Source organism: Pedococcus aerophilus (genome assembly GCF_039532215.1).
In the GTDB taxonomy this organism is placed as follows: domain Bacteria; phylum Actinomycetota; class Actinomycetes; order Actinomycetales; family Dermatophilaceae; genus Pedococcus; species Pedococcus aerophilus.
In genome coordinates this window covers 320,997-335,357 of sequence record NZ_BAAARN010000004.1, presented here as the reverse complement: position 1 = coordinate 335,357, position 14,361 = coordinate 320,997, and the positions used below count along the sequence as shown (strand labels likewise).

The following is a 14,361-nucleotide window of genomic DNA, read 5'->3' as shown; positions in this document are numbered from 1 at the left end:
GCTCACCGGGCCACCCGCACGGCCTCCACGGCCGCGCCGATCGGGCCGTCGGTGACGAGGTGCCCGCGGTCGAGGACGACGCCGCGGTCGCACAGCCGCTCGACGAGCGGCAGGTCGTGACTGACGACCACGAGGGTCCTTCCCTGCACCCGGAGCAGCTCGATCCGCTCGAGGCACTTGGTGCGGAACGCCTCGTCGCCGACGGCGAGGATCTCGTCGACGAGGAAGACGTCGGGCTCGGTGTGCACGGCCACGGCGAAGGCCAGCCGCAGGAACATGCCCGAGGAGTAGAACCGCACCTGGGTGTCGAGGAACTGGCCGATGTCCGCGAAGGCCACGATGTCGTCGAAGCGCTCCTCGATCTCGGCGCGCTCGACGCCCAGGATCGAGGCGTTGAGGTAGACGTTCTCGCGTCCGGTGAGGTCGGGGTGGAAGCCTGCACCCACCTCCAGCAGTCCGGCGAGGCGGCCCCGCACCCGCACCTCCCCGGTGTCCGGCGCCATGACCCCGGCGACGAGCTTGAGCAGGGTGGACTTGCCGGATCCGTTGCGCCCCAACAGCGCCACCGACTCGCCCTGCCCGACGTGGAGGTCGATGGGGTGCAGCGCCGTGAACTCGTCGCGACGCGCGCGGCCCTGGAGCGCCCAGACGACGCTCTCCTTGAGGGAGTGCGTGTGGCGGAGGCTGAAGTGCTTGGAGATCCCGTCGACCTCCACCGCGCAGACCCTGCCCATCACAGCTCCTGGGCGAAGCGACCGGACAGCCGGCGGAAGGTCAGCTGCCCCACCGCCAGCAGGGCAGCAGCGATGGCGAAGGACAGCAGCACCCGGGGCCCGAGGTCAGGCGGCAGGGAGGCTGCGTTGCCGGGCGAGGCGTGCGCCCAGGTGCCGCGGTGGACGAGCTCGACCGCCACGGTGAGCGGGTTCGACTGGTAGACCGTCAGCAGGAGCGAGTCCGGGCCCAGGAGGTCGGCCACCCGCTGCCACGGGTAGAGCACGGGGCTGGTCCACACCAGCACCATGAGGACGAGGTCGACGACGTTCTCGACGTCACGGAACAGCACGTTGACCGCCGCGAGCAGCAGGCCCAGGCCCAGGGCCAGCAGCGCCACCAGCGTGAACGCACCGACGAGTGCGAGCAGCCCCAAGGGGTCGGGCGACCATCCTGCGACCAGGGCCCCGACCAGCAGGACGAGGAGCTGGGGCCCCAGATGGACGCCGGCGACGCACAGGCTCGACACGGGGAAGAGCTCGCGCGGCAGGTAGATCTTGCGCACGAGGTCGGCGTTGGTGACCACCGAGCGCGTCGCGTTCCCCACCGCCTCGCCGAAGGCGGTCATCACGACCAGCCCTCCGAAGAGGTAGACCGCGTAGTCGCCGATCGCGTTCTGCCGCAGCACCAGACCCAGCCCGACGAAGTAGACCCCGAACTGCACCGCCGGCTTGACGTAGGACCAGCCGAGACCGAGGACCGATGCGCGGTATCGGACCCGGAGCTCCTTGCGCACCAACAGGCTCAGGAGGAAGCGGCGACCGACGACCTCACGCAACCCGCCGCTGCGCCCCTGGACGAGCAGGGGTGCGGCAGGGAGCGCGGCCGACGCGGGAGGCCTCGCCGTCACGTGGCATCGCCGTGGTCGGGCAGCGGCAGGTCGAGGGTCTTGCGCCAGGCGTCCTCGCCGACGAGCTCGGGCAGGGCCGCGCGGTACTCCGCCGCGAGCCGGGGCCACTCACGCAGCAGTCGCTGGTGCACCGCAGTGGCACGCCGCGTCGCCGCGAGGACCTGGGAACGGTCGCGCCGGTGCCACGAGACACCGGTGCCGTCGGTCGTGGAGACGAGCGCGGAGTCGAGCCGTGACAGGGTCCACCACCCGGCGTCCACGGCCGGGACCTCGCGCTCGGGGCGCTCGCGGGACCCGGCCGGCACGGGGGTGAGCTGTCGCGCCATACCGAGGAGCGCGGTCGTCAGGGTCGCCACCTGGCTCGTCGGCCTGCCCGTGCTGGGATCGCGCCGTCGCGGCTTGGCCGGTCGGACGGCAGCGAACTCCGTCGGGTCGGCCGCGACCCGGGCGTCGTCGAACTCGGTCCGTGCGGCACGCACGGCCGGCAACGTCGTCCCGAGGCCGGCGTGCAGCCCGTCCGGCCCGTCGAGGACGTCGAGCAGGGCCTGCTCACGCAGGTGGGCGGCGGAGTACTGCATCGCCATGAGGTGCTTGAGCTGGATGGCCAGGCTCTCGCGGACCATCCGGCCACCGTGCTCGAACGGCGAGTGCAGCAATGCTGCGACGAAACGGTTGCGGGCGTGGAAGTAGGCCTGCCAGTCCACCGAGTCGTCCTTGTCGGTCCACGGCACGTGCCACACCGCTGCGCCCGGCAGGGAGACCGTGGGGTACCCGGCGGCTGCTGCACGCAGCCCGAACTCGGCGTCGTCCCACTTGATGAAGACCGGCAGGGAGAGCCCGACGTCGCGCAGGACCGTGGTGGGGATCAGGCACATCCACCAGCCGTTGTAGTCGGCTGCGGCTCGCCGGTGCAGCCACGGCGTGGAGCGCAGGTTGGACTCGGACAGGTCGTGGTCGTGCTTCGTCGCGGCCGACGGCGCCCAGCGGAACTGCCACGGGACGACCCGTTCGGCGAAGGCGTGCAGCACCGAGCGCTCGTACATCGAGAACATGTGCCCACCCACGACGGTGGGCGTCCGGGCGAAGTCGGCGAACGTCACCGCGCGGGCGATGCCCTCCGGCTCGCAGACCACGTCGTCGTCGAGGAGCAGGACGTGGTCGCTGCGACCCACGTCGAGGGTCTCGAGCATCGCCCTGGCGAAGCCGCCGGAACCGCCGAGGTTGCCCTGCTCGAGGATCCGCAGCCGTCGCCCCAGCGCCCCCGAGGCTGCGGTGAACCCCGCGTCGCGACGTACCGGCTGGGTGCCCTGGTCGACGACGAGGACCTCGTCGACCACACCACGCAGCTCGTCCGCGGCCCCGAGCTGGGCGAGGAGGGCGGTGCAGTAGGCCGGGCGGTTGAACGTCGTGATGCCGATGGTGACGGTGCCGCGCGGGGCTTCAACGGAGTCCGGGCGGCGTTCGCCTGCAAGCCATTCCGCCGACTCGAGGACGAGATCGTTGCTCCCGGCGACGAGGTCGAACCAGTACCACCCGCCGTCACCGAAAGCGCCCAGGGGCAGGGACACCAGCTCGTCCGAGGACGCACTGAGGGACCTGGCCGTCACCCGGGCGACAGATCCCCGTGCCGAGGACCGGTAGACGACGAGCGTGCCGGTGCCGGACGTCCTGACCCGCAGCCGAACCCCGGCGAGCGTGCTCCACCGGCGCCAGTACCCGGCGGGGAAGGCGTTGAAGTACGTCGCGAAGGACGCGCGCTCGCCGTGGCCGAGCCGGTAGGAACGACGCCCCAGCACCTGGTCCGGGTTCTGGTCGTAGGCCACCGGCTGGGCCGCCTCGCCGTCCGGACCGGCCACCGGCACCTGCTGTCCGTCGACGTAGAGCGGCAGCACGTCGAGGTCGCCGTCGGTGGGGAAGACCACCCGCGCCAGGACCCGCTCGTCGGCCCCGGTGGCGCTCATGCCCCCGCTCCTGCCTGCGCGAGGGCTGCCCGACGACCGGCCGCCGTGACCGTCCCCCGACCGTGCACCAGCTCGTCGAGGTCGTCGACGAGGCGCAGTGCCGAGGCGATGGCCATGTGCATGTCGAGGTACTGGTAGGTGCCGAGGCGGCCACCGAACGCGACGCCCGAGGCCCGCTCCTGCTCCACGAGCTCGCGGTAGGCCAGCAGCCGGCTGCGGTCCTCCGGAGTGTTCACGGGGTAGTACGGCTCGTCGCCCGGGCCTGCGCTGCGCGAGCGCTCACGGACGATGACCGTCCGGTCGGCGCGGTAGTCGCGCTCGGGGTGGAAGTGGCGGAACTCGAGGATGCGGGTGAAGTCCACGTCCCCGTCGGCGTAGTTCATCACCGGCGCCCCCTGGAAGTCGCCGACGGGCAGCACCTCGCGCTCGAAGTCGAGCGTCCGCCAGCCGAGCGCACCGTGGGCGTCGCCGAAGTACCGGTCCACCGGACCGGTGTAGACCACGGGAACCTGGCCGCGGACGGCGTCACGCGACAGTGCGTGGTCACCGTCGAGGAAGTCGGTGCCGAGGTGCACCGAGATCCGCGGGTGGTCCGCCATCCGGCTCAACCACGCGGCATACCCGTCGGTCGGGAGGCCCTCGTAACGGTCGTTGAAGTAGCGGTTGTCGTAGGTGTAGCGGACCGGCAGGCGGCTGATCACCTCCGCGGGGAGGTCGCGCGGGTCGGTCTGCCACTGCTTGGCGGTGTAGTCGCGGATGAACGCCTCGTAGAGCGGGCGACCGATGAGGGAGACCGCCTTCTCCTCGAGGTTGCGCGGCTCCCCCATCAGCTCTGCTGCCTGCTCGGCCACGAGCCGACGCGCCTCGTCGGGACCGTGGTTGGACCGGAAGAACTGGTTGAGCGTGCCGAGGTTGATGGGCAGCGGGTACACCTCGCCGCCGTGGACGGTCCAGACGCGGTGCTGGTATGCCGTGAAGCCCGTGAAGCGGTTGACGTACTCCCACACCCGCTCGTTGGAGGTGTGGAACAGGTGGGCGCCGTAGCGGTGCACCTCGATGCCGGTCTCCGGGTCGGTCTCGCTCCAGGCGTTGCCACCGGGGTGGTCGCGACGGTCCACGACGGCGACGTCCAGGCCACGCTCTGCTGCCTGCTCGGCGACGGTCAGGCCGAACAGGCCCGCGCCGACGACGACGAGGTCGACCCTCATGCCCCGCTCCTCTCGTGGCGGACGGGTCGCGGGGGCACCGCCGTGCCCATCCCGACCTCGCGGTCGACAGAGCTGCCCGCCTCGCCTGCGGACGTGGTGAACCTGTTGCGGTACAACGAGGTCCGCAGCCCGACGGGGATGACGCGGTAGCCGCCGCGCACGGCGACGTTGCGCAGCATCTGGCCCGACGAGGTGAAGCCCTCACGGTGCAGGCGACGCTGGAGCCCCAGCTCGGAGCGGAGCAGGCGCACTCCCCCGCGGCGCTGGTAGGACCCGGCATCGACGCGGTAGAGGACGAGCGGCTCGGGCACGTTGGCCACCACGGAGCCTGACTCGATCATGCGGGTGAACAACCAGTAGTCCTCGAGCAGGGGCAGCTCGCGGTACCCGCCGGCCTGGAGGACCGCGGACCGCCGGTAGACGACGGTCGGGTGGTTGAACGGGCTCCGCAGCCGGGCCTCGGACGCGATCTGCCCGGGGTCGGTCGGGGGGATCCGCAGCAGGCCACCGCTCGGCGTGGTCTCGCCGAACTCGCGCATCCCTGCTCCGACGAGGTCTGCACCCGCCTCGATCAGCGGCAGCTGCACGGCGAAACGGTGCGGCAGGCTGATGTCATCGGCGTCCATGCGCGCGACGACCTCGTGCGAGCAGGCCGACAGGCCGCACTGCAGCGCCTGGGCCAGACCGACGTTGTGCTTCAGCCGCAGGCGACGCACCGGCACCGGGCTGGACGACTCGGCGCGCTCGAGGGCCGAAGCCAGCTCCGGTCCGATCTGGCCGTCCTGGACGACCACGACCTCCGACGGGCGCACGGTCTGTTCGTGCACGGTGCTCTGGAACGCCCTGGCCAGGTAGTCGGCACGATCGCCGCGGTACACGGGCAGGAGCAGGGAGAAGGGAGTGCTCACGTCGACGACGCTAGGGACGCAGGGGGACGGGACGGTGAACACGCCGCGTCCTCGCGGTGGACCGCCGGCCAAGGACACGGTTCGGTGCGCGAGTCGACACCCGCGGTGCACCCGACGTTCACCCGCAGACCGCCCGGGCGGCATCCACGCCGCCTAACGTGCCGGTCGTGAGGATCCCTCCGCAGGACCGCGCCCCCTTCGTCGTGTGCGTCATCGTGACGTGCGACCGGACCGAGCTGTTGCGCCGGTGCCTCGACGCGGTCGCCGGCCAGCACCACCGCCCCGACCACCTCGTCGTCGTCGACAACGGCGAGGAGCCCGGTGCAGCGGATTCGCTTGCCACCACTGGGATCCCACACACGCTGCTGACCAGCGAGACGAACCTGGGAGGAGCCGGAGGGTATGCGTACGGCGTGTTGACCGCACGTGCCCTCGGCGCCGACTGGGTGTGGCTGGCCGACGACGACGGCCTCCCGGGCTCCCCCTGGACCCTGGGCCGGCTGCTGGCCTGCGCCGACGACCACGAGCTCGACGTCGTCTCCCCCCTGGTGGTCGACCAGGACGACCCCGAGCGCCTCGCCTTCCCGCTGCGCCGCGGGCTGCGCTGGGTGCGTCGGCGTGCCGAGCTCGGTCCCGGCGTCCTGGTCCCCAACGTCGCGAACCTGTTCAACGGCGCCCTCTTCTCCGCCCGCGCCCTCGACGTGGTCGGCGTGCCGGACCCCCGCCTGTTCGTGCGGGGCGACGAGGTCGAGGTGCACCGCAGACTGCGACGCAGCGAGCTGCGCTTCGGCACCTGCGCCCCCGCGACCTACCTGCACCCGCAGGGCCACCACGACTGGAAGCCTTTGCTCGGTGGCCGACTGGCCGTGCTCGTCCCGCAGGACCCGGCACGGCGCGACCGCACCTTCCGCAACCTCGGTTACCTCACCGCCCAGCCGGGTCTGCGGTGGAGGCGCTGGCCGGACGAGATCCGTTACGCCTGGTACTTCCTCGGGCAGCAGCACGATCCGGCAGGGTGGTCCCGGTGGCGCCGACTGAGCCGTGCGGGGCGGCACGAGATCTTCGAGCCGTCGCCCGAGCGCGCGCGGGCTCGCCATGTTGCCATTGCGTGACGGTCCGGGTGGGGGTGCTCCCCTGAGGGGGTCGAGCCGGTAGGTTGCCGGTCATGACGGAGCCCCTCGTCGTCCTCAAGGACGTCAACAAGCACTTCGGCGACCTCCACGTGCTGCGCGACATCAACCTGTCCATCGGCACGGGTGAGGTCGTGGTCGTCATCGGCCCCTCGGGGTCGGGCAAGTCGACGCTGTGCCGCACGATCAACCGGCTCGAGACCTTCGAGAGCGGTTCGATCACCATCGACGGCAAGGCGCTGCCCGAGGAGGGCAAGGAGCTGGCCCAGCTGCGTGCCGACGTCGGCATGGTCTTCCAGTCCTTCAACCTGTTCGCGCACAAGACGATCCTCGACAACGTGACGCTCGGCCCGATCAAGGCCCGCAAGACGCCCAAGGCCGAGGCGGAGAAGCGGGCGATGGAGCTGCTCGAGCGCGTCGGTGTGGCCCACCAGGCGCAGAAGTTCCCGGCCCAGCTCTCCGGCGGCCAGCAGCAGCGCGTGGCGATCGCCCGCTCCCTGGCGATGGACCCCAAAGTCATGCTCTTCGACGAGCCGACCTCGGCCCTGGACCCCGAGATGATCAACGAGGTCCTCGACGTCATGGTGAGCCTCGCGAAGGAGGGGATGACCATGGTCGTCGTCACCCACGAGATGGGCTTCGCCCGCAAGGCGGCCAACCGCGTCGTCTTCATGGCCGACGGGGCGATCGTCGAGGAGCAGGCTCCCGAGGCGTTCTTCACCGCGCCGAGGTCCGACCGCGCCAAGGACTTCCTCGGGAAGATCCTCACCCACTGACCACTGACCTGCTCGACCGCAGTGCACCGGTGCTGCGATCCACAACCAGGAGGAAAAACATGAAGGTTCGTCAGCTCGGAGCCGTCGCCGCCGCATCGGTGCTCGCGCTCAGCCTGACCGCATGCGGGGACAGTGCGTCCGACAGCGGCGCCAGCGGTGACGGCGGCAGCGGCAAGGCGTTCAAGGTCGGCATCAAGTTCGACCAGCCGGGTCTGGGTCTCAAGGAGGGCTCGACCTACACCGGCCTCGACGTCGACGTCGCGACCTACGTCGCCAAGGAGCTCGGCCACGAGGCGGCCGACATCCAGTGGGTCCAGGCCCCCTCGGCCCAGCGCGAGACCCTGATCTCCACCGGTCAGGTCGACATGGTCGTCGCGACCTACTCGATCTCCGACGCCCGCAAGGAGAAGATCTCCTTCGCCGGTCCGTACTTCATCGCCGGCCAGGACCTGCTGGTGCGCAACGACGACACGTCGATCACCGGTCCGGACTCGCTGACCGGCAAGAAGCTCTGCTCGGTCAAGGGCTCGACCTCGGCCCAGAAGGTGAAGGACACGTATCCCGGCGTCCAGCTCCAGGAGTTCGGCACCTACTCCGAGTGCGTCGCCGCCCTGGTCTCCAAGGGCGTCGACGCCCTGACCACCGACAACACCATCCTCGCCGGCTACGCCGCGCAGGAGCAGTACAAGGGCAAGCTCAAGGTCGTCGGCAAGACCTTCTCCGAGGAGCGGTACGGCATCGGCATCAAGAAGGGCGACACCGCCACCTGCGAGAAGATCAACACGGCGATCGCCAAGATGATCAGCTCGAACGAGTGGCAGGCCGCCGTCGACAAGAACCTCGGCCCGGCCGGGTTCAAGGTCGACACCGCGACCAACCCGCCCAAGCAGGACGCCTGCTCCTGACCGGCTGACGACGTCCTCGGTATGCCGCCCGCCCACCCTGGCGGGCGGCATACCGAAGCCTCGCTCCCCTCCCCCCACCTGCCCGCCCCGGCGACGGAAGGCTTTCCTGCATGGGCGACATCCTGAGCAACTACGACGTGCTCGGCGCGTTCTGGCTGACGATCCGGTTGGCCTTCTTCTCCGCCATCGGCGCACTCGTCCTCGGCACGATCGTGGCGGTCATGCGCGTCTCGCCGGTGGCCGTCCTGCGGCTGCTCGGCACGTCGTACGTCAACATCTTCCGCAACACCCCGCTGACCCTGCTCATGGTCCTCAGCGTCCTCGGCCTGACGTTCATCATGGGCATCTCGCTCTCGGAGGACTTCTCGCAGAACGCGATCCGCTGGGCGATCGTCGTGCTCGCCGTCTACCACGCGGCCTTCGTCTGCGAGGCCCTGCGGTCGGGCGTCAACACGGTGCCGGCCGGCCAGGCCGAGGCGGCCCGCGCCGTCGGCCTCACCTTCGGCCAGAGCATGACGAACGTGATCCTGCCGCAGGCCTTCCGCGGCTCCATCGCCCCGCTCGGCTCGGTGCTCATCGCGCTGATCAAGAACACCACGGTCGCCGCCGTCATCGGCACCGCGGACGCCGCCGGCCTCATGCAGGAGATCGTCGAGAACGAGACGGGGTCGATCGGCGTCTTCGCGATCTTCGCCCTCGGGTTCGTCATCCTCACCCTGCCACTCGGCCTGCTGTTCACGAGCATGTCGCGACGACTGGCGGTGAAGCGATGAGCGGGGCCAGCATCCTGTTCGACGCCCCCGGACCGCGGGCCCGCCGTCGCCACGCGATCCTGGCCGCCCTCGGCCTGGTCGTCGCCGTCGGCATCGTCGTGCTGGTCGTCCTCAAGATGAAGGACGCGGACCAGCTCCAGGGTCAGATGTGGAAACCGTTCGTCACCGACCGGGCGGTCTGGCGCGACTACCTGCTCCCGGGGCTGATCGGCACCTTCAAGGCCGCCGCAATCTCGATCGTGTTCGCTGCCGTCTTCGGCCTGCTCTTCGGTGTCGGTCGGCTGTCGTCGATCACCCCGGTGCGGTGGGTGTGCGGTGTCGTCGTGGAGTTCTTCCGCGCCGTGCCGGTCCTGCTCATGATGATCTTCGCCTACTTCGGCATCTATGCCCGCAGCGACATCTTCTCGGCCGAGACGGCTCCCCTGGCCGCCGTCGTCACCGGGCTCACCCTCTACAACGGGTCGGTCATCGCCGAGCTCGTCCGCTCGGGTGTCTTCTCGCTCCCCAAGGGGCAGTCCGAGGCCGGCCTGTCCGTGGGACTCACCGAGTCACAGGTCATGCGTGCCATCCAGCTCCCCCAGGCCCTCACCGCGATGCTGCCGGCCCTGATCGGCCAGTTCGTCGTCGTCCTCAAGGACTCGGCGCTCGGCTACCAGGTGACCTACCTCGAGCTGCTCAACTGGAGCAAGACCCTCGGCTCGGCCTTCGCCAACACCATCCCGGCCTACCTCGTGGCCGGGGTGCTCTTCATCCTGGTCAACTACCTGCTCACGGTGATCGCGTCGCGGGTCCAGCAGCGGCTGTCGCGCCGTGGTCGCGCCGTCATGGCAGCGGCCGGACCGGTCACGGGCGCGGTCCCCGAGGCCTCGACGATGGGCGGCAAGGGCGTGGTCAACACCGACGCGAACGCCGGTGGTGGCACCGGCCACTGACCCCGCCCCGGCACGACACCGTGCTCGACGCAGACGGAACGACGCAGACGAACGACGAAGGACCGGGTCGGATGACCCGGGCCTTCGTGGTGCGCTCCCCCGGTTGGACTCGAACCAACAACCTGCCGATTAACAGTCGGCTGCTCTGCCAATTGAGCTACAGGGGAAAGTGCTTCGGCGGTCACCCGCCGTTGGCGCTGCGCAACCATAGCAAAGGATGCGCGCCGACCAGAAAACGGGATGCCGTCAGCGAGTTCGACCTCAGGACAGGCCGACCTGTTCACGCAGGTAGGCCAGTGCCGCTTCCGTGGCAGCCGCCACCTCGGGGTCGTCGGCGCGCGCCCCACGACCCAGCACGACCTGCTCCACGAGCCCTCCGCCACCGAGGTCCTGGCGGATGACCGCGCGGGCCGTCCGCCGCGGGCCGAGCTCGATCTTCTGGGTGAGCACGACGCTCGCCTGGACCCGCTCGCGCAGCGTCTCGGGCAGCAGGGTGGAGTCGCCCAGCACCCACTGGCCGGGCTTGGCGCCGTCCACCCAGGTGACGGTGAGCTGGGTCAGCTCGGCGGACCAGGAGCCGGAGTCCACCTCGTGCCAGGGGCGGGTGAGCGTGGCCTCCCCGGCCGCGTCGACGGCATACAGGGCGTGGTTGGTGGCCACGAGGGTGGCGCCTGTGGGCTCGCCGGTCACACCGGGGCCCGCGCCGAGGAGCACCGGCGCCCACGAGAGCACCCGTTCACCGGGGCCGAGGTCCACGGCGTCGCGGACCGACGACGGCAGCTTGGGACCGCGACGCAGCGAGATCGCCATCAGGACGCCCGGTCGCGCAGCTGCGCGAGCTCGCGCTGCAGGTCCTGCAGCTCGCCGCTGAGGGCGCGGGCCGCGGCGGGGTCGCTGTGGGCGTCGGCCGCCATCCGGCGCATCGCCGACATGGCGTCCCCGATCTTCCTCGTCAACATGACCTCCTGGACCCGCACGAGCAGCGAGTCGATGTAGCGGCGCTCCGGCAGGCCGGTCGCCTTGTCGAAACGGGTGGGCAGGGGTGCGACCGACAGCTCTGACACGAGCGATCGCACGGACAGCGGAGCGGCCTCGGCCACCGCGTCGCCCCAGGCCTGCGTGGACGTCCCGCGCTGCGGGCCGCCGACGCCACGGACCCCGTCGAAGACGGCCCGGTGGGCCGGGGCGGTGAACGCCTCGGGGCTGATCGCGTCGATGTCGGACTCCGCGAAGCTCTCGGGGTACTGCAGCAGCGTCTGGAGCAGCTGGCGCTCGGCGAAGACGACGGGGTCGCGCAGGTCGGGGGCCGGCAGGGACGACCGGACCTCCTCGAGCGAGGGCTCGGGGACGACGTCGGCGTCGGGACGGTACTGGCCGCGCCCGCCCTGTGATCCCTGGCCGCCCGAGTCGCCCTGGCGGCCCGAGCCGCCCTGGCCACCCTGCCCGCCCGGGGCATCGGCCTCGGCCTTGGCGTCGCGCGCGGCCATCCGCTGGGCCCGCGCGACCTCGGCCTGCACCTGCTCGACCTCGACGCCGATCCACCCCGAGACCGTGCGGATGTACTCGGGTCGCATCGAGCTGTCGCGGATGCTGTTGACGATCGGCGCCGCGGCCCGCATGCCCTGCACGCGCCCCTCGGCGGTGGACAGGTCGAACCGGTCGATGGTCGTCCGCACCGCGAACTCGAACATCGGCACGGCGTCGTCGATGAGGTGGCGCACGGCGTCGTCGCCCTTCGCGATCCGCAGCTCGCACGGGTCCATGCCACCGTCCGCCACCGCCACGAACGACTGCGACGCCCAGCGCTGGTCCTCGCCGAACGCCCGCATCGCCGCCTTCTGCCCCGCCGCGTCGCCGTCGAAGGTGAAGACGACCTTGGCCGGGGCGAGGTCGGCCTCGTCGCGCATGATGCGGCGCAGCATCTTGATGTGGTCGACGCCGAAGGACGTGCCACAGGTGGCGACGGCACCCTCGATGCCGGCGAGGTGGCAGGCCATGACATCGGTGTAGCCCTCGACGATGACGGCCTTGCGGTCCCCGGCGATCGACTTCTTGGCGGCGTCGAGGCCGTAGAGGACGCGCCCCTTTGTGTAGATCGGCGTCTCGGAGGTGTTGAGGTACTTGGCGGCGATCCGGTCGTCCTCGTAGAGCCGTCGCGCGCCGAAGCCGACGGTGTCGCCGGTGATGTCGCGGATCGGCCACACGAGGCGTCCGCGGAACCGGTCGTACAGCCCTCGACTGCCGCGCCCGGACAGCCCGCCGAGCGTGAGCTCCTCGTCGGTGAACCCCTTGCCGCGCAGGTGGCGCGACATCTCCTCGCCGCTGCGCGGGGCGAAGCCGATGCCGAAGCGCTTGGCCGCCTCGCTGTCGAACCCGCGCTCGCGCAGGAAGTCGCGCCCGATCCGCGCCTCGGGCGAGTTGAGCAGCGCGTGGTGGTAGAACTCCTGCGCCACGCGGTGCGCCTCGACGAGCCGCGAGCGCCGACCGAGCGACTCCCCGTCGTGGGGGCGCCCGCCCTCCTCGTAGTGCAGCTCCATGCCGAGCTTCTGGGCGAGCCGCTCGACGGCCTCGCTGAAGGTGAGGTGCTCGACCTTCTGGACGAACGAGATGACGTCGCCGCCCTCGCCGCACCCGAAGCAGTGCCAGGCGCCGACGGTCGACCGGATGTTGAACGAGGGGGTCTTCTCGTCGTGGAACGGGCACAGCCCCTTCATCGAGCCCGGACCCGCTGGGCGCAGCGTGACGTGCTCGCGCACGACGTCCTCGATGGACGAGCGCTCCTTGACGAGCGCGACGTCCTCGGTCCTGATCCGACCCGGCAACTGGCCCTCCTTGTCGCCGCCGAGTCTAGGTGGTGCCCCCTCCCCCGGTGGGCACCACCCACAGGCGCATCCAACCAGGGACGACGGTTGGGGTATGGCGCGGACGTGGCTGCGCGCCATACCCGTCCTGCGGTGGCCACCCGCGATTTCGGCGGGCCGGAGGCGAGCAGTAAGGTAAGCCTTGCCTTCGCACCCCATCCTCGTAGGAGTACCGCACCGTGATCCGCCGACGGACCGCCCTGGTCGCCCTCGTGGCGAGCGCCACCCTGGCCCTCACCGCCTGTGGCGACGGCACGCTCGAGGCCGGGAAGAACCTCGACCCCGACAAGCTGACGATCTACAGCGCACAGCACGAGAACCTCACCGAGGCCTGGGCGAAGAAGTTCCAGGAGGACACCGACATCGAGGTGCAGATCCGCTACGGCAGCGACTCCTCGATGGGCGCCCAGATCGTCCAGGAGGGTGCCAAGTCGCCCGCCGACGTCTTCCTCACCGAGAACTCCCCCGCGATGACGACGGTGCAGAACGCCAAGCTGCTCGCCCCGGTCGATGCGGGCACGCTGGCCCAGGTCGGCGACGCGTACGCCCCCTCGAGCAAGGAGTGGGTCGGCATCGCCGCCCGCTCCACCGTGCTCGTCTACAACCCCACCAAGATCAGCGAGGCCGAGCTGCCGAAGTCGATCCTGGACCTGCAGGACCCGAAGTGGGCCGGCAGGTGGGGCGCCGCTGCCGGTGGCGCCGACTTCCAGGCCATCGTCAGCGCGATCCTCGCGACTCAGGGCGAGGAGAAGACCGCCGCCTGGCTCAAGGGCCTCAAGGACGGCGCGAAGATCTACCAGAACAACATCGCCGTGATGAAGGCCGTCAACGCCGGTCAGGTCCCGGTCGGGATCATGTACCACTACTACTGGTACCGCGACCAGGCCCTGACCAAGGCCGGCAGCGGGAACACCAAGCTCCTCTACTTCCGCAACGAGGACCCGGGTGCGTTCGTCAGCGTCTCCGGCGGTGCGGTGCTCAAGTCGAGCAAGCACGCGGCCAACGCCCAGAAGTTCCTCGCGTTCGTCACCAGCGCCGAGGGGCAGAAGATGCTCGCGACCAGCGACGCCAAGGAGTACGCCGTGGGCAAGGGTGTCGCGTCCGACGCCGCGCTCGAGCCGCTCGACACGCTCCAGGCCCCCAAGGTCGACCCCTACACGCTCAACGGCCCGAAGGTCATCGAGCTCATGACGGCAGCGGGCATCCTCTAGGTGTCGACGCAGGTCCCCACCCCGGTCACACCCCACAGGGCACCGGCCAGGCGGCGCGGAGGGTCTCCCTCCGCC

General features: G+C 70.7%; 13 protein-coding genes and 1 tRNA gene. 6 read left to right on the top strand and 8 right to left on the bottom strand.

All coding sequences use genetic code 11. The annotated features are described in order from the left end of the window. Positions 1 to 2 precede the first annotated feature (2 nt). Genes ABD286_RS16145 through ABD286_RS16125 form a run of 5 tightly spaced genes read right to left on the bottom strand, consistent with a single transcriptional unit; the run spans position 3 to position 5,698 of the window. Positions 3 to 734: an ABC transporter ATP-binding protein gene (locus tag ABD286_RS16145; RefSeq protein ID WP_344195302.1), complete on the bottom strand. Its 732-nt coding sequence runs from the start codon at positions 732 to 734 to the stop codon at positions 3 to 5. Then, positions 734 to 1,621: an ABC transporter permease gene (locus tag ABD286_RS16140; RefSeq protein ID WP_344195300.1), complete on the bottom strand. Its 888-nt coding sequence runs from the start codon at positions 1,619 to 1,621 to the stop codon at positions 734 to 736. The genes ABD286_RS16145 and ABD286_RS16140 overlap by 1 nt, the downstream gene beginning before the upstream one ends. Beyond that, on the bottom strand, positions 1,618 to 3,582 hold the full coding sequence (locus ABD286_RS16135) for a glycosyltransferase (RefSeq protein WP_344195298.1): 1,965 nt from the start codon (positions 3,580 to 3,582) through the stop codon (positions 1,618 to 1,620). Before ABD286_RS16135 ends, ABD286_RS16140 begins: the two co-directional genes overlap by 4 nt. After that, entirely contained in the window at positions 3,579 to 4,790 is a 1,212-nt protein-coding gene (glf, locus tag ABD286_RS16130) for a UDP-galactopyranose mutase (RefSeq protein ID WP_344195296.1), read from the bottom strand. Before glf ends, ABD286_RS16135 begins: the two co-directional genes overlap by 4 nt. Then, positions 4,787 to 5,698, bottom strand: a complete 912-nt coding sequence (locus ABD286_RS16125; protein ID WP_344195294.1) for a glycosyltransferase — start codon at positions 5,696 to 5,698, stop codon at positions 4,787 to 4,789. The genes glf and ABD286_RS16125 overlap by 4 nt, the downstream gene beginning before the upstream one ends. A gap of 167 nt (positions 5,699 to 5,865) precedes the next feature. Here ABD286_RS16125 and glfT1 point away from each other — a divergent pair, with 167 nt between their 5' ends. The 5 genes from glfT1 (at position 5,866) to ABD286_RS16100 (ending at position 10,214) form a co-directional block, all read left to right on the top strand. Beyond that, complete coding sequence (glfT1, locus tag ABD286_RS16120; protein ID WP_344195292.1) at positions 5,866 to 6,810, top strand: galactofuranosyltransferase GlfT1; 945 nt, start codon at positions 5,866 to 5,868, stop codon at positions 6,808 to 6,810. Positions 6,811 to 6,863: 53 nt separating this feature from the next. After that, positions 6,864 to 7,604, top strand: a complete 741-nt coding sequence (locus tag ABD286_RS16115) for an amino acid ABC transporter ATP-binding protein (RefSeq protein ID WP_344195290.1) — start codon at positions 6,864 to 6,866, stop codon at positions 7,602 to 7,604. Positions 7,605 to 7,663: 59 nt separating this feature from the next. Further along, a complete protein-coding gene (locus ABD286_RS16110; protein WP_344195288.1) occupies positions 7,664 to 8,509 on the top strand; it encodes a glutamate ABC transporter substrate-binding protein in 846 nt (281 codons plus the stop codon). 110 nt (positions 8,510 to 8,619) lie between these two features. Continuing rightward, positions 8,620 to 9,282 (top strand): amino acid ABC transporter permease, encoded by a 663-nt coding sequence (locus ABD286_RS16105; RefSeq protein ID WP_344195286.1) that lies wholly within the window; start codon positions 8,620 to 8,622, stop codon positions 9,280 to 9,282. Beyond that, positions 9,279 to 10,214, top strand: coding sequence for an amino acid ABC transporter permease (locus tag ABD286_RS16100; protein ID WP_344195284.1), 936 nt, complete (start codon positions 9,279 to 9,281; stop codon positions 10,212 to 10,214). Before ABD286_RS16105 ends, ABD286_RS16100 begins: the two co-directional genes overlap by 4 nt. Positions 10,215 to 10,308: 94 nt before the next feature. Here ABD286_RS16100 and ABD286_RS16095 read toward each other — a convergent pair. The 3 genes from ABD286_RS16095 to dnaG form a co-directional block, all read right to left on the bottom strand. Beyond that, positions 10,309 to 10,381 (bottom strand) — tRNA-Asn (locus ABD286_RS16095). A 94-nt stretch (positions 10,382 to 10,475) separates the two neighbouring features. Then, positions 10,476 to 11,024 carry a hypothetical protein gene (locus ABD286_RS16090; protein ID WP_344195282.1) on the bottom strand — a complete coding sequence of 183 codons (549 nt, stop codon included), beginning with the start codon at positions 11,022 to 11,024 and terminating at the stop codon, positions 10,476 to 10,478. Beyond that, complete coding sequence (dnaG, locus tag ABD286_RS16085) at positions 11,024 to 13,036, bottom strand: DNA primase (protein WP_344195280.1); 2,013 nt, start codon at positions 13,034 to 13,036, stop codon at positions 11,024 to 11,026. The genes ABD286_RS16090 and dnaG overlap by 1 nt, the downstream gene beginning before the upstream one ends. Before the next feature lie 218 nt (positions 13,037 to 13,254). Between dnaG and ABD286_RS16080 the strand changes: the two genes are divergently transcribed. Next, complete coding sequence (locus ABD286_RS16080; RefSeq protein WP_344195278.1) at positions 13,255 to 14,286, top strand: iron ABC transporter substrate-binding protein; 1,032 nt, start codon at positions 13,255 to 13,257, stop codon at positions 14,284 to 14,286. Positions 14,287 to 14,361: the final 75 nt, after the last annotated feature.

Bases quoted from the DNA above. Each gene is read 5' to 3' on its own strand.
- ABD286_RS16115 (WP_344195290.1), top strand. From the start codon at position 6,864: ATGACGGAGCCCCTCGTCGTCCTCAAGGACGTCAACAAGCACTTCGGC.
- ABD286_RS16105 (WP_344195286.1), top strand. From the start codon at position 8,620: ATGGGCGACATCCTGAGCAACTACGACGTGCTCGGCGCGTTCTGGCTG.
- ABD286_RS16135 (WP_344195298.1), bottom strand. From the start codon at position 3,582: ATGAGCGCCACCGGGGCCGACGAGCGGGTCCTGGCGCGGGTGGTCTTC.
- glf (WP_344195296.1), bottom strand. From the start codon at position 4,790: ATGAGGGTCGACCTCGTCGTCGTCGGCGCGGGCCTGTTCGGCCTGACC.
- ABD286_RS16090 (WP_344195282.1), bottom strand. From the start codon at position 11,024: ATGGCGATCTCGCTGCGTCGCGGTCCCAAGCTGCCGTCGTCGGTCCGC.
- ABD286_RS16100 (WP_344195284.1), top strand. From the start codon at position 9,279: ATGAGCGGGGCCAGCATCCTGTTCGACGCCCCCGGACCGCGGGCCCGC.
- ABD286_RS16110 (WP_344195288.1), top strand. From the start codon at position 7,664: ATGAAGGTTCGTCAGCTCGGAGCCGTCGCCGCCGCATCGGTGCTCGCG.
- ABD286_RS16145 (WP_344195302.1), bottom strand. From the start codon at position 734: ATGGGCAGGGTCTGCGCGGTGGAGGTCGACGGGATCTCCAAGCACTTC.